Here is a 19,093-nt window from a genome sequence, read left to right on the forward strand (position 1 = left end):
GCCGGGCGGGGGAGGGCGGTGTCGTCGATGCGCACTTTGGGCAGGATTCCTCGGGCTCGTCGGCGGCAGGAACGCGCGAGCGCCCTGTTTAGGCGATGGTGTCCGGCAAATGCACGCGCGGGTCCGTCGGGGCGCGGCCCGCGCGCCACACCGGGCCGGCGCCCGGATCCCCGTTAACGACTCGGTTACCATGCGGGCCTAGCGGCTCGGATCCAGCGCACAGTGCAGATCCGGCGCCGCAAGAGCCCACCATGTCGTCCCAAGATATCGTCCGCGACACTGTTCTCACCCTGGCCGGCACAGTCCTCGGCCATCTCGACATCTTCGGGGCGCTCGGCCTTCTCCTCGGCTTCGCGGCCGGCATGATGCCGCGCCGGGAGGCGATCCTCCTCACCTCCGCCGCCTGCGCGGGGAGCTTCGCGCTGCACTTCCTGCGGCTCGGCGCGCAGACGGGCACCGCGATGTGCGTGATCTCGGTGCTGCAGAGCCTCGCCGCGGCCCGGTTCGGCGGCCGGGCGCGGCGGCCGGCCTGGTTCGTGCCATTCTTCGGGCTCGGCTTCGTGGCGGTGCTCGGTCTCACGGCCGCGACCTGGAACGGCTGGCCCTCGGCCTGCGCGGGCATCGGCGCGCTGCTCGCCACCCGCGCCCGGCTGCAGGCGGAGGCCGCCGCCATGCGCCGCCTGTTCCTGGGCGCCTCGCTGGCCTGGGCCGGCCACAACCTCATGGTCGGTTCGGCCTTCGGCCTGACCTGCGACCTCCTGACGATCTCGGGCCTGCTGGTGGCGATGGGCCGCGCGGCCGGTGCGCGGCCAGCGGCGGCCTGAGCGCCCATCCCGCCGGGCGGCGGAGGTGCGCGGCGTCACGGCCGGGCCCCGCGGCGGCGGATATGACGATGAGGATGCGGTGTCGCGCGGATGCCATCATCCGCGCCTAGAAGGGAATCGAAGCGCGAATCGGGCGCCCTAGCGCTCGGGCTCCTGCAGCACGTAGGCGCCGATGCGGCTCTGGAGATCGACCGGGCCGCCGGAGCGGCGGGTGCGGCTCGCCTCGATGTCGATGATCGGGATGCCCCGGTCGCGAAGCTGGTGGCGCAGGCGCTCGGCCCGGCTGCGGTACTCCGCGTCGCGGCGGGAGGAGGCCTGAAGCAGGACGGCTGCCGGCCGCGCGATCACCGCGAGGACGTCGTCGGCCGCCTCGAGCGAGGCCGTGACGCTGGCGTAACCGAGCTCGGCCAGTTCGCCCGCGAGTGAGTGGTCCGCGGCGCGAACGCCATCATCGACCACCAGCACTTGTTGCAGCGCACCCATAAGCTTAAGCGGTATCCTATCGTGTGCCCCGTGGGAAGAGGCCCGCGGCGATAACTTGCGGCGGTGCGATTTGGTTCGCCGGCAAGTTTGCAGTGCGAAGATAGGGCGGTCCGCCTGAGCCGCACATGAACCGGCGGCAGAAAATCTGCCCGCCGGCCTCGCCCGGAGCGCGAGCATCCCCGGACAACACACGAATATCTCAGGCTATTCCGATCTTCAGACGCTCAGTGAGCCCGGATGGCCGGGCATGGCTCGGCCCGGACGCGCCGGCCCGGCGAGCCCGATCGGGCTCGTCCGAAAAAGCCGGGCCTGCGCGGGTTCAGGCCGCGACCGGCCGGGCGACCGGCACGGGGTGAGCGGCAGGCAGCGGCTGCGTAGCCGGCACCGGCTGGACAGCCGGCACGAGGCCGGTCGCCGTCCCGGCCAGCAGGGTGGCGCGGTAGGGGAGCGGGCGCCAGTCGCCCGCCTCGGGCAGCGCGGGCGCGCCGTCGCGCAGGGGCCCGGCCCGGCAGGCGGCGCCGCGCAGGGTCAGGTCGCCGTCCGCACCGCAGCGCAGCTCCATCAGGCCGGCGGGGAGCGCCGTGCCGGCGGGGTCGGCGAGCGCGAGGGCGATGTCGTCGGTCCCGCGCGCCCGGCTGAGCAGGGCCTCCTCGTCGAGGGCGAGCGCGTCGACGATGCGGGGCCCGTTGAGGCGCACGGGCCGGAGCTGGCGCGCGGTGAGCCGGGCCGGGGCCCGATGGGCGAGCGTCAGGCCGCGCAGGCCGTCGAGCGGCAATTCGCGCAGGGCCGCCTCCAGGAAGGCGGGTGCCGTCAGGTGCAGCCCCCGGGGATCGGCCGCGGCGAGCGCCGCCCGGAGGGCGGCGGCGTCGAGCACCGGCATGCAGGCGAGCGTCGCGCCCGAGACCAGGGCGGCGCCGAGCCCGGTGGCGAGGCCGCGCAGGTCGTCGGGCGGCAGCAGGGTGAGCAGGCGCTCGCCCGGGGCGATCCGGACGGCGGCAAGGTGCGCGGCCACCGCCGCGAGCAGCGCCTCGCCGGGGCGGTAGACCGGGCGGAGGGGGTCGCGCCCGGCGAAGCTCACGAGGCCGCGGGCGGGCGGGGCTTCCTCGGCGGGACCGGAGCCGCGCTCCAGCGCCAGGGCGTCGAGGTTGATCACCCCGTCGGGCACGTCGGGGCCGAAGGCGGCGAGATAGCGCAGGGCGAAATGCTGCAGCGCGACCCGGCACAGGATCTCGGCCGGGCGGCGGGCGCCGAGCCGCGCCTGGGTCAGCACCGCCGGGATCCCGGCGGCCTCGACCGCGGCCAGAACCTGCGCCTCCTCCCAGGCGGCGGGCATCGGACAGGGCACGTGGCCGGCGGCCTCGACGGCGAGATGGGCGACAAGCGCCTCGCTGCTGCCCGCGAACCAGAGGCCGATCCGGCTGCCCGGCGCGAGGCGCCAGGCGCGGATGCCGTGGGCGAGGCGGCCGACGATCTCGGCGGCCGCGCCGTAGGTCCAGGTCATGCCGGGCCGGCCGCTCCAGCCGGGCTTGTCGCCGAGATCCGCGAAGGCGGGCCGGGCCGGGTGGGCGGCGGCGGTCGCGCGGAGCAGCCCGGCGAGGCCGGAACCGGGCGGGGTGACGGGCGCCATCCCGGGCGCCGGATCGGCCGGGGGCGTCTCGCGCCGGAACGCCGTGGCCTGCACCTGCCGTCTCCTCTGGGCGACGCGACGGGACCGTCGCGAGTTGCCATCGATGCCTCGGCATGGTTAACGGCGCGCTAACGCGCCGGCGCGGCCCCGGACCCAAGCGGATCTCATCGGATCTGACCGGATCTGCGGTGCCGCGTCGCCGGTGTCATGCCTTCGCCTCAATCGGCGGGAAAGCAGGCCGCCCGGTCGCCCCGGGGAGCTCGCGAGCCTGCCGGGTCGGGCGCGACGCGCATCGCGCCGGCCGAGGTCCGGACGGGCCCTGCGCGCGGAGATCCCGCGCGCGGAAGCCGGGGCCGGTCCGGCGCCGCCCTCGATCGAGGCCGCGAGGTTCCACGGTCCCGCGTCAAGACACGGTCTCGTCATCCGGCGGGGCGCGCACACGACAAGCGAAACCCAGAGGGGTCTGAAGACGATGCCGTTCGCCACCCGCCCTGCGCATCTGATGCGCGCCGCCGCCATCGTCGCGATCGCGGGCCTCGCCGGGCCGGCGCTCGCCCAGCCGAAGAAGCCGGCGGCCCCCGCCCCCGCCGCCCCGGCACCGGCCGCGCCCACCAACCAGACGGCGCAGACGCAAGGGAACGGCCCGCAGATCATCAACGTGAAGTCGGAGCCGGGCCAGGCCGACTGGACCAAGGTCTGCGGCAAGGACCAGGGCTCGGGCACCGACATCTGCTACACCACCCGCGACTTCGTCTCCGACCAGGGCCAGCCGGTCCTCGCGGCGGCCGTCTACGAGATGAAGAACCCGCAGACGAAGCAGGAGGTGCGCGTGGTGCGCTTCCTGCTGCCGCTCGGCCTGCTGCTGCAGCCGGGCATCCGCTTCAACGTGGACGGCCAGCAGGCGACGCCCGGCAAGTTCGCGGTCTGCTTCCCGAACGGCTGCTTCGCCGAGGCCGGCGCCGTCGAGGCCGGCCTGCTCGCCGCCATGAAGAAGGGCACGACCCTCAACGTCTCGGTGCAGAACCAGACCCAGCGCGAGGTCACCTTCGCGGTGCCGCTGGCGGGCTTCGGCAAGGCCTTCGACGGCCCGGCCATGGACCCGAAGGTGCTGGAGGAGCAGCAGAAGAAGCTCCAGGCCGAGCTGGAGAAGCGCTCCGAGGACATGCGCAAGAAGCTCGAGGCCGAGAAGGGCGCCGCCGCCGCGCCCGCCGCCGCTCCGAAGCCCTGAGGGTTTCCGGCAGGGACGCCCCCGCCCGCGCGGGGGCAAAGACCGATGCCGACAGGGAAAAGGCCGGGCGGGTGCCCGGCCTTTTCTCGTCTCGCGCCGGCGTCCGGGGACTCGCTTCGGGTGGAGCGGAATCCCCTCTCCCCGACACGGGATGCCCTCTCCCCGCACGGCGGGGAGAGGGCATCCCGTGTCGACCCTGTCCGAAAAACTCAGTTCGGCGCCCGGTCCCGCACTCGGTACGTGCCGGCATCGTCGCGCACGAACATCTCGCCGATCCCGGTGTGGCGGAGCGCCTCGCCGGAGGTGTCGGGCAGAAGGTTCTGCTCCGAGACGTAGGCGACGTACTCGGTCTCCGCGTTCTCGGCGAGGAGGTGGTAGAAGGGCTGGTCCTTGCGCGGCCGGACCTCTTCGGGAATGGCGAGCCACCACTCCTCGGTGTTGTCGAAGACCGGATCGACATCGAACACGATGCCGCGGAACGGGTAGATCCGGTGGCGCACCACCGCGCCGATACCGAACTTCGCCGTGCGGAAGCTGGGGGCTGCCGGGGCCTGATCCGTCTTCGTGTGCTGCTGCGTCATGGAGCGTCAGATAGGCGCAACCCGCCGCCCTGTCATCGGGTGCCGTGGCCGCAGCGAAAATCCCGGATCCCGGGGGTCCGAGACCTTCGGTGGTCCCAGGGCAAGGTTCGTGATCCTGGCCCTGGTCGCTCGGCGAAGCCGTCTCGGGGAGTTGCCCCGAACCCCGCCGAAGGGCCTGAAGGCCCTTCGGGATCCCCGAACCTCAGTCCAGCTTGTAGATCGCCGCCAGATCCGGGTCCTTGGCGGCGACGAGCCGGGCGAGGTCCACGATCACCTTGGCCTGCTTCCAGGTGGCGTCGTCCTGCATCTTGCCGTCGAGCATCACCGCGCCGGTGCCGTCGGGCATGGCCGCCACGATGCGGGCCGCGAAGGCGACCTCGTCCGGGTCCGGCGCGAAGACCCGCTTGGCGATGGCGACCTGGCTGGGGTGCAGCGTCCAGGCGCCCGCGCAGCCCATCAGGAAGGCGTTGCGGAACTGCACCTCGCAGGCTTGCGCGTCCGAGAAGTCACCGAAGGGGCCGTAGAAGGCCTTGATGCCGTTCGCCATGCAGGCATCGACCATCCGGGCGATGGTGTAGTGCCAGAGATCCTGCTGGGCGGAGACGCGGGGCGCCTCGCCCGCCGGGTCGGCGATGACCCGGTACTCGGGATGGCCGCCGCCGACCCGGGTGGTCTTCATGCCGCGGGACGCCGCCAGATCCGCCGGCCCCAGGCTCATGCCGTGCATGCGCGGCGAGGCCGCCGCGATGGCGTCCACGTTGGCCACGCCCTCGGCCGTCTCCAGGATCGCGTGGACCAGGATGGGCTTCGTCACCCCGTGCCGTGCCTCGAGCTGGGCCAGCAGCTGGTCGATGTAGTGGATGTCCCAGGGGCCCTCGACCTTCGGCACCATCACCACGTCGAGCCGGTCCCCGACCTCGGCGACGATCTCGAACAGATCGTCGAGAATCCAGGGGGAGTTGAGGGCGTTGATGCGGGTCCAGAGGCCGGTGCCGGTGGCGGCGAAGTCGGTCGCCCGGGCCATCGCCACGAAGCCTTTGCGCGCGGCCTCCTTCTGGTCCATCGGCACCGCGTCCTCGAGGTTGCCGAGCACCACGTCGACGGTGCCGGCAAGCTCCGGCACCCGGGCGCGGACCTTCTCGACGTGCGGCGGCACGAAGTGGATCATCCGCTCGAGCCGGACCGGCAGGTCCCGGAACGGGGCCGGCGCGCCGGTGGCGAGCGGCTGGAAGAAGCGGCGCGGCAGTTTCATGGGTCGTTCCTCCCGGTTCGTTGCAGTCACCGTTATGGCGGGGCTTGGCCCCAGTAAAGCCGTCCGTTGGTGCGGCTCCCGGCGCGGGCGAGGGCGGGGGACGGACCTGAAGACGGACCCCGGAGGTGCCCCTCCGCACCGCGTCGCAGCCATGCAACAGTCAACCCGGAACTTGACAATAGTCCTGGCGTTCTTCGTTCGAGGCGGGCACCTCTGACAACGGGACACGAGCCATGTCCGGACTGACACGGCGGCCCATCGCGGCGCTCGCGGCGGCATGCATGCTGTCGGCGGCTTCTCCGAATCCGGCACTGGCGGGCCCGAACACCGCCAAGGCAGCCGACCGATCGGCCGAGAAATCCGGCGAGCGCGCGGCCTTCTCGGCCCAGGACCTCGACGCCGCCCGGCCGGCCGGGCTCGCGCGCCCGGTGCGGATCCCGGGCGACGAGCCAGCGGCCTTCCAGGCGCTGATCGACGAGGCCCCGGCGGCATCCGAGCCCTGGCTGGTGCTCTCGGGCGGCGGCGAGGACGGCGCCTTCGCGGCCGGCCTGCTGGCGGGCTGGAGCGCGGCCGGCACCCGGCCGGATTTCGGGGTGATCACCGGCGTGAGCACCGGCGCGCTGATCGCGCCCTTCGCCTTCATCGGGAAGCCCGGCGACGCGCCCCTGCGCGAGGCCTACACCACCATCACGGCGGCCGACGTGTTCGAGTTCGGCGGCTCGGACGTGGCGCTGACCGACACGTGGCCGCTCAAGCGCCGCATCGACAAGGCGGTGACGCCGCAGCTTCTGCAGGCGGTCGCGGCCGAGCACGCGCGGGGACGGCGGCTTCTCGTCGCCACCACCGAGATCGACAGCGGCCGCCCGGTCCTCTGGGACCTCGGCGCGATCGCGGCCTCCGCCGGGCCGAAGGGGGCGGATGCCAAGGCGCTCGGCCTGTTCCGGGCGATCGTGCTGGCCTCCTCGGCGGTGCCGGGCGTGTTCCCGCCGGTCGAGATCACCGCCACCCTGGCGGACGGGCGCACGATCCGGGAGCTTCACGCGGATGGCGGCACCACGGCGCCGTTCTACCTCGCCCCGAAGCGCGCGCTCGCCGCGGCGCTCACCGGCGCGCAACTCGTCCGCATCCCGGCCCGCACGGTCTACGTGGTGGTCAACAACAGCACGCGCCCGCATTTCGAGATGGCGCGCCCGACCACGCTCTCGGTGCTCGGCCGGGCGATGTCGGCGGCGATCAAGGCGCAGCTGCAGGACGCGCTGGCGCTCTCCGGCGCCTTCGGCCGCCGCGAGGGCCTGGACCTGCAGGTCGCCGAGATCGACGGCCGCTTCGCCGTCACCGCGCCGGGTCCGTTCGACCAGCGCTACATGCAGGCGCTCTACGCCCACGGGGAGAAGCTCGGCCGCGCGGGCGATGCCTTCGCGGGGCAGGGGGGCTCCGGCGGCCAGGGCGAGCCGCAGACCCTGGCCCGGCGGTGAGGCGGACGGCGCCCCTCGGGCGGAGGGCGCTGATCCAGCGCTGATCTATCCCAGCACCCGCACCGGCGCGCCGCCGAGCCAAGCCTCGATATCCTCGACCGCTTCCGAGAAGTAGGTCCGGTAGTTGGCCGCGCTCACGTAGCCGAGATGGGGCAACGCCAGCACATTCGGCAGGGTGCGGAACGGGCTGTCGGCGGGCAGCGGCTCGGTCTCGAACACGTCGAGCCCCGCCCCCGCGATGCGGTTCTCGGCCAGCGCCGCGACGAGGGCCGTCTGGTCGACGAGGCCGGCGCGCGCGGTGTTGACCAGGAAGGCCGTGGGCTTCATCCGGGCGAGATCGGCCGCCCCGATGATGCCGCGCGTGGCCTCCGACAGGACGAGGTGGAGCGTGACGACGTCGCTCTCCGCCAGGAGCGCCGCCTTGGATTCGGCCCGCCGCACGCCCGCCGCCTCCGCCCGCGCCTCCGTGAGGTTCGGGCTCCAGGCCGCGACCTCCATGTCGAAGGCCTGCGCCACCCGGGCGATCCGGGTGCCGATCTTGCCGAGCCCCACGATGCCGAGCCGGGCGCCGGCCAGGTCCGTGCCGACGCTGGATTGCCAGGGCCCGCCGGCCCGGAGCGCGGCGTTCTCCGGCGCGACCCGGCGACTGAGCCCGAGGATCAGCGCCCAGGTCAGCTCGGCCGGGGGCGCCGGATGGCTCGCCGTGCCGCAGACCGTGACGCCCTGCCGCTTCGCCGCCGCGAGGTCGATCGCGGCATTGCGCATGCCGCTGGTGACGAGCAGCCGCAGGTTCGGCAGCCGCGCCAGCAGCGCGGCCGGAAAAGGCGTGCGCTCGCGCATGATCACCAGGATCTCGGCGCCTCCGATCCGCTCCACGAGCGCGTCGGGGTCGGTGACGGTCTCGTGCAGCGCCGAGACGGCGACGCGGTCGGCGAGCCGGTCCCACGCGGCGAAGTGCCGGGCCGCGTCCTGGTAGTCGTCGAGGATCAGGCAGGTCTTCATGCGGGCCGCTCCCGGGCGATCACTCGGCCGCCGGCTCGGCGGGCTCGGCCGGGATGGCGCCCTCCGCCACCAGAACCGCGTGGGCGGCCTTGAACGCCTCGAGCCCTGCGGGAATCCCGCAATAGGCGGTGGCGTGCAGGAGCGCCGCCTTGATCTCCTCGACCGTGACCCCGTTGGTCAGCGCGCCCTTGACGTGAAGCTTCAGCTCGGCCGGCTTGCCGAGCGCGGTCAGCATCGCGAGGTTGAGGAGCGAGCGTGTCCGGCGGTCCAGCGTCGGGTCGCCCCAGGCCCAGCCCCAGGCCCAGCTCGTGGTGGCGCGCTGGAAGGCCATCATGAACGGATCAGCCTTTTCGAGCGACGCGTCGACGTAGTCCGCGCCCAGCACCGCGCGGCGGATCGGCAAACCCTTCTCGAACAGCGCCTCGTCGGACATCGTCGTCTCCCCGTCCCGTATCGGTCTTGCCCGTATCGGTCTTGCCCCCTTCCCTAACACCATTGCGCCGGGCGCGGCGTCCGTTATCTCGGGCGCGGGGGAAACAGATCCGAGGACGAGACGATGCCCAAGGCGATCCGGGTTCACGAATACGGCGGCCCCGAGGTGATGGCCTACGAGGATGTCGAGCGGCGCGAGCCCGGTCCCGGCCAGATCCGGGTGAAACTCACGGCGATCGGCGTGAACTTCATCGACATCTACTTCCGCTCGGGCGCCTACAAGGCGGCCCAGCTCCCCTTCACCCCCGGCAAGGAGGGCGCCGGCACCGTCGACGCTGTGGGCGAGGGCGTCACCGGGTTCAAGGTCGGCGACCGGGTCGCGACCGCCTCGGCCGAGGGTAGCTACGCCGAGGAGATGATCGTCCCGGCCGCGGGCTGCGTGGCTGTCCCGGAGGGCGTGGACGACGCCACCGCCGCCGCGATGATGCTCAAGGGCCTCACCGCCGAGTACCTGCTCCACCGCACCTACAAGGTGAAGGCCGGCAACACGATCCTGTTCCACGCGGCCGCCGGCGGCGTCGGCCTCATCGCCTGCCAGTGGGCCAAGCACCTCGGCGCCACCGTGATCGGCACCGCGGGCTCGGCCGAAAAGGCGGAGTTGGCGCGCCAGCACGGCTGCGACCACGTTATCCTCTACCGCGAGGAGGACGTGGCCAAGCGCGTGCGCGAACTGACCGACGGCAAGGGCGTGCCGGTGGTCTACGACGGCGTCGGCCAAGCGACCCTGATGGGCTCGCTGGACAGCCTCGCGCCGCTGGGCCTGCTCGCGAGCTTCGGCTCCGCCTCGGGGGCGATCCAGGGCCTCGACCTGGGGCTCCTGGCCCCGCGCGGCTCGCTCTACGTCACGCGGCCGACGCTCTTCACCTTCGCCAGCCAGCGCCCGGTGCTGGAGGAGATGGCGAAGAATCTGTTCGGCGTCGTCGCGAGCGGGGCGGTGAAGATCCCGGTCCACGCCAAGCGCCCCCTCGCCGAGGCCCAGGCCGTGCACCGGGACCTGGCCGGGCGCGAGACCACCGGCTCGACCGTGATGCTGCCCTGATCCGGGGAGCCCGGGATCCTTGGATCCCGGGCTAAGATATCCGGGCTCTGCCCGGACCCGCCCAAGGGCTCGGCCCTTGGGTATCCGGGACTTTGGGGGATGCCCGTGCTGAGCGTGCGCGAGACCGACGTCCTGCTCGTCGTGGACGTGCAGGTGGATTTTCTGCCCGGCGGCGCCCTGGCCGTCCCCGATGGCGACGCCGTCGTCGGGCCCTGCAACGCGCTGCTGGCGCGCTTCCCCCACGCGGTGCTGACCCAGGACTGGCACCCGGCCGGCCACGCCTCCTTCCACACCAGCCATCCGGACGCGGAGCCCTTCGGCACTGTCGCGATGCCCTACGGCCCGCAGGTGCTCTGGCCGGAGCACTGCGTGCAGGGCACGCCCGGCGTCGCCTTCGCGCCAGACCTCGACGTCGCCCGGGCCGAGCTCGTGATCCGCAAGGGCTACACCCACGCGGTCGACAGCTACTCGGCCTTCCTGGAGGCCGACCGAACCACCCGCACGGGCCTCGCCGGTGCCTTGCGCGAGCGCGGCTTCACCCGGGTCGTGCTCTGTGGGCTCGCCACCGATTTCTGCGTCGCCTGGAGCGCCCTCGATGCCCGCGCGGCCGGCTTCGAGGCCGTGGTGGTCGAGGACGCCGTGCGCGGCATCGACCGGGACGGCTCGGTCGCCGCCGCCTGGGCCCGGATGGAGCAGGCCGGCATCGGGCGCGCGCGGCTCGCCGACATACGTTGAGCCGATCGGGGCGAACGGCCGCAGCGCCGTGACCGCCCCGCGCGGCCCGCGTTGACCTTCGGCAACCGGCAAGGAGGCCGCATGTCGACCAAGCACGCCAAGACCGAGACCCCGAGCGACGCCGACCTCAAGGGCAATCCCGGCATCGGCACCTCGAAGGGCATGACGGGCCGCGACCCGAAGGACCTGGAGGCGGATTCGACCTTCGAGGGCGATGTCGAGAACGAGACCACCCGCGAGGGCGGGGTCGACCCGAATCACCGCCCGCGCAAGAACGCCTGAAAGAACCCGTAACGGAAGTCGTGCGTCAGACTACGCTGCCGCGCAGGTCGTAGGCGTCGGCGTCCTCGATCTTCACCGTGACGATGTCGCCCGGGCGGACCGGGCGGCGGAAGCTCGCGTGGACGCTGCCGTCGATCTCGGGCGCATCGTACTTGGTGCGCCCGACCGCCACGTTGCCGCCGACCGAGTCGATGATCACGGGCAGGCGCTTGCCCACCTTCTGCTTCTGCAGACGCAGGGCCACGCCCTGCTGCGCCTCCATGAAGCGGCGCTTGCGCTCCTGTTGCACCTCCGGCGGCACCGCCTCGGCGAGGTCGTTGGCGGGCGCGCCCTTGACCGGCTCGTAGGTGAAGCAGCCGACCCGCTCGAGCTTCGCCTCGCGGATCCAGGCGAGCAACTCCTCGAACTCGGCCTCGGTCTCCCCGGGGAAGCCGACGATGAAGGTCGAGCGGATGGCGAGATCCGGGCAGGTCTCGCGCCAGCGCCGGATGCGCTCCAACTGCTTCTCCTGATTGCCGGGCCGGCGCATGCGCTTGAGCACGGAGGGGCTGGCGTGCTGGAGCGGCATGTCGAGGTAGGGCAGGACCTTGCCCTCGGCCATCAGCGGGATGACCTCGTCCACGTGCGGATAGGGGTAGACGTAGTGCAGGCGCACCCAGGCGCCGAGCTCGCCGAGCGCCGCAGCGAGGTCGTAGAAGCGGGCCCGCACCTCCCCGTCGCGCCAGGGACTCGCGGCGTAGCGCGTGTCGACCCCGTAGGCGCTGGTATCCTGCGAGACGACGAGGAGTTCCTTCACGCCGGCTTTGACCAGCTTCTCGGCCTCGCGCAGCACGTCGCCGGCCGGGCGGCTGACGAGATCACCCCGGAGCGAGGGGATGATGCAGAAGGTGCAGCGGTTGTTGCAGCCCTCCGAGATCTTCAGATAGGCGTAGTGCCGCGGCGTGAGCTTGACCCCCTGCGGTGGGATCAGGTCGAGGAACGGGTCGTGGGCCGGGGGCACCGCCTCGTGCACGGCGGCCACCACCGATTCGTAGGCCTGCGGTCCGGTGACGGCCAAGAGGTTCGGGTACTTCTCGCGGATCTCGTCCGGCTGCGCGCCCATGCAGCCGGTGACGATGACCCGGCCGTTCTCCGCCATGGCGTCGCCGATCGCCTGCAGCGATTCCGCCTTCGCCGAATCGAGGAAGCCGCAGGTGTTGACGATGACGACGTCCGCCCCGTCGTGCTTGCGCGCCAGCTCGTAGCCCTCGGCGCGCAGATGGGTGAGGATCCGCTCGGAATCGACCAGCGCCTTCGGGCAGCCGAGGGAGACGAAGGAGATCCGCGGCGCGCCGGCCTTCGCGGGAACAGGCGACTCGGCGATAGCCGACTTTGGGGCAGGGGAGGCGGTCATGGCTCGTCCAAACGGCGCCGCGGCCCCGCGGGGCTCTCAAGGCCCCGCGCCCGCGCGCTCTGATCGCGTGAAATCTGGAATCGTCCGCTCCTATACAGGCAACGCGCGCGCGTTGCGAGCCCGGACGGGTGGAGGGCTCTTATGCGGATGGCACGCCCCTCAGGGCTGCGCGGGCGCGGAACCCGCGCCCGCAGGGGAGGGCGGCTCCGTGCCCGCTTCCCCCGCGGCACCGCCTGTGCGAGGCGTGTCCCGGCGGGGACCGGACACAGGCGGCCCGCCCGGAGACGAGACGCGACGCGCATGTGGAGCCGTGAGATCCCGTTCTGCGATCCCGCCGCGGCGGCGGCGCGGCTGCGGCACCTGCCGGGGCTCGCCTTCCTCGACAGCGCGATGCCGCACGCGACGCTCGGGCGGCACTCGATCGTCGCCGCCGACCCGTTCGGGCGCTTCCGGTTCCGCGACGGCCGCGCGACGCTGGACGGGCGACCGGTGCCGGGCGGCCCGATCGAGGCCCTGCGCGCCGCGCTCGCGCCCTGGCAGCTCGACCCCGACGCGGATGGGATCTTCCCGGGCGGTGCGATCGGCTACTTCGCCTACGATCTGGGGCAGGCGCTGGAGCGCGTGGCGCGGCCCCCGCGCCGCGCCGGGCTCACCGACGACATCGCCTTCAACCTCTACGACACGGCGCTGGTGATCGACCACGCAGCCGGCACCTGCCGCCTCGTCGCCACGGGCTTCCCGGAGACGGAGGCGGCCGCCCGCGCGGCCCGCGCCGAGGCCCGGCTCGCGGCCTTCGCCGCGCTGCTGGGGCAGGGGGCTCCGGACGAGGCCCCCGCCCCCGTCCCGGCGCTCGCATGGCGCTCGAACTTCACCCGCGCGGGCTACGAGGCGGCTGTGGAGCGGGTGCGCGACTACATCCGGGCCGGCGACATCTACCAGGCCAACATCGCCCAGCGCTTCAGCGCAGACCTGCCGGTGGGCTTCGACGGCTTCGCCCTCTACCGCTCGTTGCGGGCGGCGAACCCGGCCACCTTCGGGGCCTACCTCGCCTTCGAGGGGCTCACCGTCGCCTCCAGCTCGCCCGAGCGCTTCCTGAAGCTCGAGGGCCGCGCGGTCGAGACCCGGCCGATCAAGGGCACGGCCCGGCGCCTGGCGGATCCAGGGGCGGACGCGGCCGTGGCCGAGGCGCTGCGGCAAAACCCGAAGGAGCGGGCCGAGAACATCATGATCGTGGACCTCCTGCGCAACGACCTGTCGCGGGTCTGCGAGGCCCACAGCGTGCGGGTCCCGACCCTGTGCGGCCTGGAAACCTACGCGGGCGTTCACCATCTGGTCTCGGTGGTCACGGGCACGCTCCGGGACGGCCTCGACGCCCTCGACCTCGTGGCCGCCACCTTCCCGGGCGGCTCGATCACCGGGGCCCCGAAGATCCGCGCCATGGACATCATCACCGAGATCGAGGGCGACGCGCGCGAACTCTACTGCGGCGCGATCGGCCGGATCGGCTTCGACGGGGCGCTCGACACCTCGATCGCCATCCGCACCGTGGTGATGGACGACCGCACGGCGGTGCTCCAGGCGGGCGGCGGCATCACGCTGCTCTCGGAGCCCGGCCCCGAATACGACGAAACCCTGGCCAAGGCCGCGCGGGTGTTCGAGGCCTTCGGAGGGAGGGCGCCGTCGTGACGGCTGCGGTCATGGATTTCAAAGGCCGAGACCTTTGGCGGGTGCAGGGCAGAGCCGTGCATTTGGCCTCTTCGACCCGGCAGAGCCGGGCCGGAGAGGCCAATCCCGGGGCTGCGCGCCCCGGGGCCCCGCCGTACAGCGCCCTTGGGCGCCGAAAGGGCCTTGGCCCTTGGGGATCCCGTCACACACGCGGTTCCCGCCCATGATCCTCGTGCTCGACAACTACGACTCGTTCGTCTTCAACGTCGTCCGCTACATCGAGGAACTCGGCGAGACGGTGCGGGTCGTGCGCAACGACGCCCTCGACGTCGCGGGCATCCGCGCGCTCGCGCCCGATGCCCTCGTGGTCTCGCCCGGCCCCTGCACCCCGGCCGAGGCCGGGATCTCGCTGCCGGCGATCCGCGAACTCTCCGGAAGCCTGCCGATCCTCGGCGTCTGCCTCGGCCACCAGGCGATCGGCGCGGCCTTCGGCGGCACGGTCGAGCGGGCGCTCCGGCCGCTCCACGGGCAGGCCACCCCGGTCGATCACGCTGGCGAACGCCTGTTCCGCGGCCTGCCCGCCCCGATGCAGGTCGGGCGCTACCACTCCCTCGTGGTCCGGCCGGAGCCCGGCATGGAGCGCCATCTCGCGATCGACGCCCTCTCCTCCGAAGGTGAGGTGATGGCCCTCTCCCACCGCGAGCACCCGACCTACGGCATCCAGTTCCACCCGGAATCGGTGCTCACGCAAGACGGCCACGCCCTCTTCGCGAACTTCCTGGACCTCGCCCGCACCTGGGCGAAGGACCGGCGGGGCGCCGATGCTGTGGCTTGACGGGCGCCTCTGCGCGGAGACGGTCGCGCCCTTCGACCTGACCGACCGCGGCTTGAGCCTCGGCGACGCGGTGTTCGACACCGCGCTCGCCCTCGACGGCCGGGTCGCCTTCGCGGACGCCCATGTCGCGCGCCTCGTCGCGGGCGCGGCGACGCTGGGCTTCGCGATCGATCCCGACAGGGTCCGGGCGGCCATGCGGGCGCTGGCCGAGACGGGCCCCCGGCTCGCGATCCGCACCACCGCGACGCGGGGCACCGGCCCGCGCGGACTGAAGCCCCCCGCCGAGCCGCGCCCGGTCCTCTACGCCACCGCGGCGCCGAGCGCGGCGGCGCTCGCCTTCGCGCCGCTGAGCCTCCACGTCACGGAGATCGCCCGCAACGAGACCTCACCGATCGCGCGCCTGAAGACGCCCGGCTATCTCGACGCGGTGCTGGCCGCCCGCGACGCCGCTGCGGCGGGGTTCGACGAGGCGCTGTTCCGCAACACGCGCGGGCGGGTCGCCTGTGCCGGCACCGGCAACCTGTTCGGCATCCTCGGGGACCGCCTCGTCACGCCGCCGCTCGCGGACGGGGTGCTCCCCGGCATCGTGCGGGCGGAGGTGCTGGCGCTGGCCGGGGCCGCGGGCCTCGTCTCGGAGGAGCGCTCCCTGGCGCTGCCCGATCTGCTGGCGGCGGACGCGGTGTTCCTGACGAACTCGCTGCGGCTGATCGCGCCGGTGCGGGCGGTCGGCGGGACGGCGTTCGGGAGCACCGGGCATTCGGGCCTCGCGCGCCTCGTCGCGGCCCTGACCGAGCGGGTGGCCGCGTCCTGCGGCCTGCCGGCCCCCTGCGTGGCATGAGGCCGGCGGGGCGGGGGAGCGCGGTGGCGGACGGGCGCTTCTGGCTGCGCGCCGCCCTTGCCTGCCTCTATGCCGGCATCGGCGCCGTGCATCTCGCCCGGCCGGACCTGCTGATGCCGATCATGCCGGCCTGGGTGCCTGAGCCCTGCCTCGTGATCCTGGCGACGGGCCTCTGCGAGATCGCGGGCGCGGCAGCGCTCCTCGGGCGCCGCCTCCGCCGGGCCGCCGCGATCGGGCTCGCCCTCTACGCGGTCTGCGTCTACCCGGCCAACCTCAAGCACGCCCTCGACCACATCACCGTCCCGGGCATCCCGGATTCATGGTGGTACCACGGGCCGCGGCTGGCCTTTCAGCCGGTGCTGGTCTGGGCCGCGCTCTGGGCCGGCGGCCTCGTCGACTGGCCGGTCAAGGGTTCCCCAAGGGCCTGAGGCCCTTTCGGCGCCTGAAGGCGCTGCGGGCGGGGTCCCGGGGCGGCGGTTCCAAATGCAGGGTTCCACCCTGCACCCGCCAAAGGCCTCGGACCTTTGGGATCCATGACCTCAGCCGCGCTCGGCCCGCTTCACCGCGCTCCAGGCCGCCTCCATGGCGGCGAGGTCGCTTCCGGCCAGCGATGAACCCGAGGCCCGCAGCTCTTCGGCCATCGCGGTGAAGCGGCGCTCGAACTTGGCGGTGCCGGCCCGCAGCGCCGCCTCCGGATCGACCCCGGCATGGCGAGCGAGGTTGGCCACCGAGAACAAGAGGTCGCCGATCTCCTCCGCGAGTTCGGCCCGGCTGCCCGCCTCCAGCGCCTCCGCCACCTCGTCGGTCTCCTCGCGCACCTTGTCGATCACCTGCGCGGCCTCCGCCCAGTCGAAGCCGTAGGCAGCGGCCTTGCGCGAGATCTTCTCGGCGCGGGTGAGGGCTGGCAGCGCCAGCGCGACCCCGGCCAGGGGCGGGGGCTCGGCCGCGCCGGCCTCCGGCGACCGGGCTGCTTTCTCGGCCCGCTCCCGCGCCTTGATCGTCTCCCAGAGCGCCTTCACGGCCTCCGCGTCGCGCGTGGGCGCGTCCGCGGGCAGCAGGCGCCCTGCCCCGTCGAAGACGTGCGGGTGGCGTCGGATCAACTTGGCGACGATGGCGCCGGCCACCTCGTCGAAGCCGAAGGCGCCGGCCTCCTCGGCCATCCGGGCATGGAACACGACCTGCAGCAGGAGGTCGCCGAGCTCGTCGCGCAGGTCGTCGAGGTCGCCGCGCTCGATCGCGTCCGCGACCTCGTAGGCCTCCTCCAGCGTGTAGGGCGCGATGCTCGCGGGTGTCTGGGCGACGTCCCAGGCGCAGCCGCGCTCCGGGTCGCGCAGCTCGGCCATCAGCCGCAGCAGGGTCCGCATCGGCGTCTCGGTCATCGGGAAGGGCTCCGGATCACGGTGGGAAAGAGGGTGGGCGTTGGGGACAAACCCGTCATATTCCTTGAATTCCATCGGGAAGAGGACGGGATCAGAAGCGTTCTCCAGACCGAACGATGGGTCCGAACCCTTAGGATAAATATCAGGAAGGATTCTCAGAGAGTCAGTTCAGCAAGTTATATGGTGTGGCGAAATCCATTGGCACCAGAGAGGGTTGAGACCGGTTCGCGCATCCGACTCTGCGCGGATGCGTATCCGACTCTGCGCGTCTCCGCATCGGATTCTGCGCGGGCGCGACGGGGTGGCGTATCGGAGTCTGCGCGCCGCCGCATGCGATTCGGCGTGGAAAGCGCTCTCGGGCGGTGCAGAACGGGGACAAGTCGGGCGCTCCGGGGCGTATCGAACTCTGCGCGGTTCGGACAGGCCCGGCCCCCGTATCGAACTCTGCGCGGGCTCGGCCGGCCCGGACGGGGAGGGGACCACCGCCGGAGCGAGCCCACCTGATGCGTGCCCCGACGCGAGGGCGGATCGCGTGGATTGCCGGGACAACCCGCCCTGCCCCGCGATTCGTCCGAGACTCCGGGGGGCCGACTCGTGCGATGCACGAGCGTTACGGCAGGATCCCCCTGCCCTCTGGCGACGCGACAGAACCTCAACCGTGACGGGCATCGAGCAGAAGCTGGCCGCGATCCGCGACGCCGACCTCCTCCAGGAGGTCGAGGCGGCCCGCGGCGGCTTCCTGTTCGCCCAGATCGTCGAGCACATCCTGCACCGCCAGCGCGAGCGCGACGCGGCCCGCGCCGTCGAGGATGCCCGCGAGCAGGCCCGCGCCCGCATGGGCCGCGACCAGCGCCGCCGCGACGCGGTCCGCCTCGTCATCGAGAACGAGCCCACCGGCCCTGAGAACCTCCAGCACATCCACTCGGTGCTGGCGCTCTGCGGCCTGCCCTACCGGGATCCGGGGGCGGAACGGGAATTCACCCGCACCTACGGCCGCAACTCGCTGAGTCTGGTCGCCGGACGCCTCAAGGACCCGGTCACGGGCGCCTGGGAGCCGCAAGGCCTGCCCTACGGCCCGAAGGCGCGCCTCGTGCTGCTCCACCTCTGCACCGAGGCGGTGCGCCAGCGCAGCCCCACCGTGGCGGTGGCGGACTCGCTCTCGGGCTTCATGCGCGAGATGGGCTTCGCCGTCACCGGCGGCGAGCGCGGCACCATCCGGCAGTTCAAGGAGCAGGTGCACCGGCTCGCCGCCTGCTCGATGCAGATCGGCCTCTGGGACGGGCAGGGGCATGCGAGCACGCTCAACGTGCCACCCTTCCGCAGCCTCGACCTCTGGCGGGGACAGGGGAGCGGGGAGGGGCCCGCATGGTCCCGCACCGTGCAGTTCCACCAGGAATTCTACGACACGCTGGTGCGCCACGCGCTGCCCGTCGACGTGCGGGCCGCGCGCGCCTTCTCGGGCTCGGCGCGCAAGCTCGACCTCCTGTTCTGGCTCGGATACCGCCTGCGCGCCCTGCCCCGGCCGCTGCGTCTGACCTGGGAGAACCTGCACGGCCAGTTCGGGGCCGAGAACGCCAGCATCCGCAGCTTCCGGCAGGCCTTCAAGGCAGACCTCGCCCATCTCTGCGAGGTCTTCCCGAAGCTGCCCGCGAGCCTCGACGACAACGGCCTCCTGCTGCAGCCGGCCGATCCCGGCGCGCTACTGGTCCCGCCGCGTCAAGGAATAAGGAACGGAACGAATAAGGGAATAAAAAATCGGGTTTGATCGGCCCGCACCATTCCTAGTGTTCCCTGGGTGTTCCCTCAGCCGATCGGGGCCTTGTAACATTCCGACGCGGATCCTCACGCAACGGACTGACGCGCCGGACCTTCGACCACGTTCGATCGCGACCGATCAGGGAATTTTCCGATACGTCGTCTTCCCTTAGAAAGCACGGTTCGGTAGTCTGAAGGAACAGAATAT

The 19,093-nt window shown here is 72.7% G+C and carries 19 protein-coding genes; 11 read left to right on the forward strand and 8 right to left on the reverse strand.

Going from position 1 to position 19,093, the window contains the following annotated elements; translation table 11 throughout:
- The first annotated feature begins 251 nt into the window (after nucleotides 1–251).
- Nucleotides 252–824 carry a YgjV family protein gene (locus DK427_RS17455; protein ID WP_109952372.1) on the forward strand — a complete coding sequence of 191 codons (573 nt, stop codon included), beginning with the start codon at nucleotides 252–254 and terminating at the stop codon, nucleotides 822–824.
- Nucleotides 825–962: 138 nt separating this feature from the next.
- Here the strand turns inward: DK427_RS17455 and DK427_RS17460 are convergent, their stop codons facing one another.
- Both DK427_RS17460 and DK427_RS17465 read right to left on the reverse strand, forming a co-directional pair.
- On the reverse strand, nucleotides 963–1,307 hold the full coding sequence (locus DK427_RS17460; protein WP_109952373.1) for a hypothetical protein: 345 nt from the start codon (nucleotides 1,305–1,307) through the stop codon (nucleotides 963–965).
- Between the two features lie 319 nt (nucleotides 1,308–1,626).
- Nucleotides 1,627–2,988, reverse strand: coding sequence for an AMP-binding protein (locus DK427_RS17465; protein ID WP_245930612.1), 1,362 nt, complete (start codon nucleotides 2,986–2,988; stop codon nucleotides 1,627–1,629).
- Between the two features lie 418 nt (nucleotides 2,989–3,406).
- Here DK427_RS17465 and DK427_RS17470 point away from each other — a divergent pair, with 418 nt between their 5' ends.
- Entirely contained in the window at nucleotides 3,407–4,162 is a 756-nt protein-coding gene (locus tag DK427_RS17470) for an invasion associated locus B family protein (RefSeq protein ID WP_109952374.1), read from the forward strand.
- A gap of 209 nt (nucleotides 4,163–4,371) precedes the next feature.
- On the opposite strand, the gene hspQ is transcribed toward DK427_RS17470, so the two are convergent.
- Entirely contained in the window at nucleotides 4,372–4,743 is a 372-nt protein-coding gene (gene hspQ / locus DK427_RS17475; RefSeq protein ID WP_109952375.1) for a heat shock protein HspQ, read from the reverse strand.
- Between the two features lie 202 nt (nucleotides 4,744–4,945).
- On the reverse strand, nucleotides 4,946–5,995 hold the full coding sequence (locus DK427_RS17480) for an HpcH/HpaI aldolase/citrate lyase family protein (protein WP_109952376.1): 1,050 nt from the start codon (nucleotides 5,993–5,995) through the stop codon (nucleotides 4,946–4,948).
- A 233-nt stretch (nucleotides 5,996–6,228) separates the two neighbouring features.
- On the opposite strand from DK427_RS17480, the gene DK427_RS17485 reads away from it, so the two are divergent.
- Nucleotides 6,229–7,470: a patatin-like phospholipase family protein gene (locus tag DK427_RS17485; protein WP_109952377.1), complete on the forward strand. Its 1,242-nt coding sequence runs from the start codon at nucleotides 6,229–6,231 to the stop codon at nucleotides 7,468–7,470.
- Between the two features lie 45 nt (nucleotides 7,471–7,515).
- On the opposite strand, the gene DK427_RS17490 is transcribed toward DK427_RS17485, so the two are convergent.
- Both DK427_RS17490 and DK427_RS17495 read right to left on the reverse strand, forming a co-directional pair.
- Entirely contained in the window at nucleotides 7,516–8,472 is a 957-nt protein-coding gene (locus DK427_RS17490; RefSeq protein ID WP_109952378.1) for a D-2-hydroxyacid dehydrogenase family protein, read from the reverse strand.
- Between the two features lie 19 nt (nucleotides 8,473–8,491).
- The gene (locus DK427_RS17495) at nucleotides 8,492–8,905 is read right to left on the reverse strand and encodes a carboxymuconolactone decarboxylase family protein (RefSeq protein WP_109952379.1); all 414 of its coding nucleotides are present in this window, start codon (nucleotides 8,903–8,905) and stop codon (nucleotides 8,492–8,494) included.
- A 123-nt stretch (nucleotides 8,906–9,028) separates the two neighbouring features.
- Between DK427_RS17495 and DK427_RS17500 the strand changes: the two genes are divergently transcribed.
- The 3 genes from DK427_RS17500 to DK427_RS17510 all read left to right on the forward strand — a co-directional run bounded on the left by DK427_RS17500 (nucleotide 9,029) and on the right by DK427_RS17510 (nucleotide 11,020).
- On the forward strand, nucleotides 9,029–10,003 hold the full coding sequence (locus DK427_RS17500) for a quinone oxidoreductase family protein (RefSeq protein ID WP_109952380.1): 975 nt from the start codon (nucleotides 9,029–9,031) through the stop codon (nucleotides 10,001–10,003).
- A gap of 99 nt (nucleotides 10,004–10,102) precedes the next feature.
- On the forward strand, nucleotides 10,103–10,738 hold the full coding sequence (locus tag DK427_RS17505; RefSeq protein WP_204165180.1) for a nicotinamidase: 636 nt from the start codon (nucleotides 10,103–10,105) through the stop codon (nucleotides 10,736–10,738).
- Between the two features lie 81 nt (nucleotides 10,739–10,819).
- Nucleotides 10,820–11,020, forward strand: a complete 201-nt coding sequence (locus DK427_RS17510) for a hypothetical protein (protein WP_109952381.1) — start codon at nucleotides 10,820–10,822, stop codon at nucleotides 11,018–11,020.
- Nucleotides 11,021–11,045: 25 nt separating this feature from the next.
- Here DK427_RS17510 and rimO read toward each other — a convergent pair whose 3' ends face one another.
- On the reverse strand, nucleotides 11,046–12,413 hold the full coding sequence (gene rimO, locus DK427_RS17515) for a 30S ribosomal protein S12 methylthiotransferase RimO (protein ID WP_109952382.1): 1,368 nt from the start codon (nucleotides 12,411–12,413) through the stop codon (nucleotides 11,046–11,048).
- A 300-nt stretch (nucleotides 12,414–12,713) separates the two neighbouring features.
- Between rimO and pabB the strand changes: the two genes are divergently transcribed.
- The 4 genes from pabB to DK427_RS17535 all read left to right on the forward strand — a co-directional run bounded on the left by pabB (nucleotide 12,714) and on the right by DK427_RS17535 (nucleotide 16,179).
- Complete coding sequence (gene pabB, locus DK427_RS17520) at nucleotides 12,714–14,099, forward strand: aminodeoxychorismate synthase component I (RefSeq protein ID WP_109952383.1); 1,386 nt, start codon at nucleotides 12,714–12,716, stop codon at nucleotides 14,097–14,099.
- Nucleotides 14,100–14,301: 202 nt separating this feature from the next.
- Complete coding sequence (locus DK427_RS17525) at nucleotides 14,302–14,913, forward strand: anthranilate synthase component II (RefSeq protein WP_109952384.1); 612 nt, start codon at nucleotides 14,302–14,304, stop codon at nucleotides 14,911–14,913.
- Nucleotides 14,900–15,751, forward strand: coding sequence for an aminotransferase class IV (locus DK427_RS17530; protein WP_109952385.1), 852 nt, complete (start codon nucleotides 14,900–14,902; stop codon nucleotides 15,749–15,751). Before DK427_RS17525 ends, DK427_RS17530 begins: the two co-directional genes overlap by 14 nt.
- Complete coding sequence (locus tag DK427_RS17535; protein WP_425452479.1) at nucleotides 15,748–16,179, forward strand: DoxX family protein; 432 nt, start codon at nucleotides 15,748–15,750, stop codon at nucleotides 16,177–16,179. The genes DK427_RS17530 and DK427_RS17535 overlap by 4 nt, the downstream gene beginning before the upstream one ends.
- A 111-nt stretch (nucleotides 16,180–16,290) precedes the next feature.
- On the opposite strand, the gene mazG is transcribed toward DK427_RS17535, so the two are convergent.
- A complete protein-coding gene (gene mazG, locus DK427_RS17540; protein ID WP_109952387.1) occupies nucleotides 16,291–17,130 on the reverse strand; it encodes a nucleoside triphosphate pyrophosphohydrolase in 840 nt (279 codons plus the stop codon).
- Nucleotides 17,131–17,788: 658 nt separating this feature from the next.
- Between mazG and DK427_RS17545 the strand changes: the two genes are divergently transcribed.
- Complete coding sequence (locus tag DK427_RS17545; protein WP_109952388.1) at nucleotides 17,789–18,895, forward strand: replication protein RepA; 1,107 nt, start codon at nucleotides 17,789–17,791, stop codon at nucleotides 18,893–18,895.
- Nucleotides 18,896–19,093: the final 198 nt, after the last annotated feature.

Source organism: Methylobacterium radiodurans (genome assembly GCF_003173735.1).
Classification (GTDB): domain Bacteria; phylum Pseudomonadota; class Alphaproteobacteria; order Rhizobiales; family Beijerinckiaceae; genus Methylobacterium; species Methylobacterium radiodurans.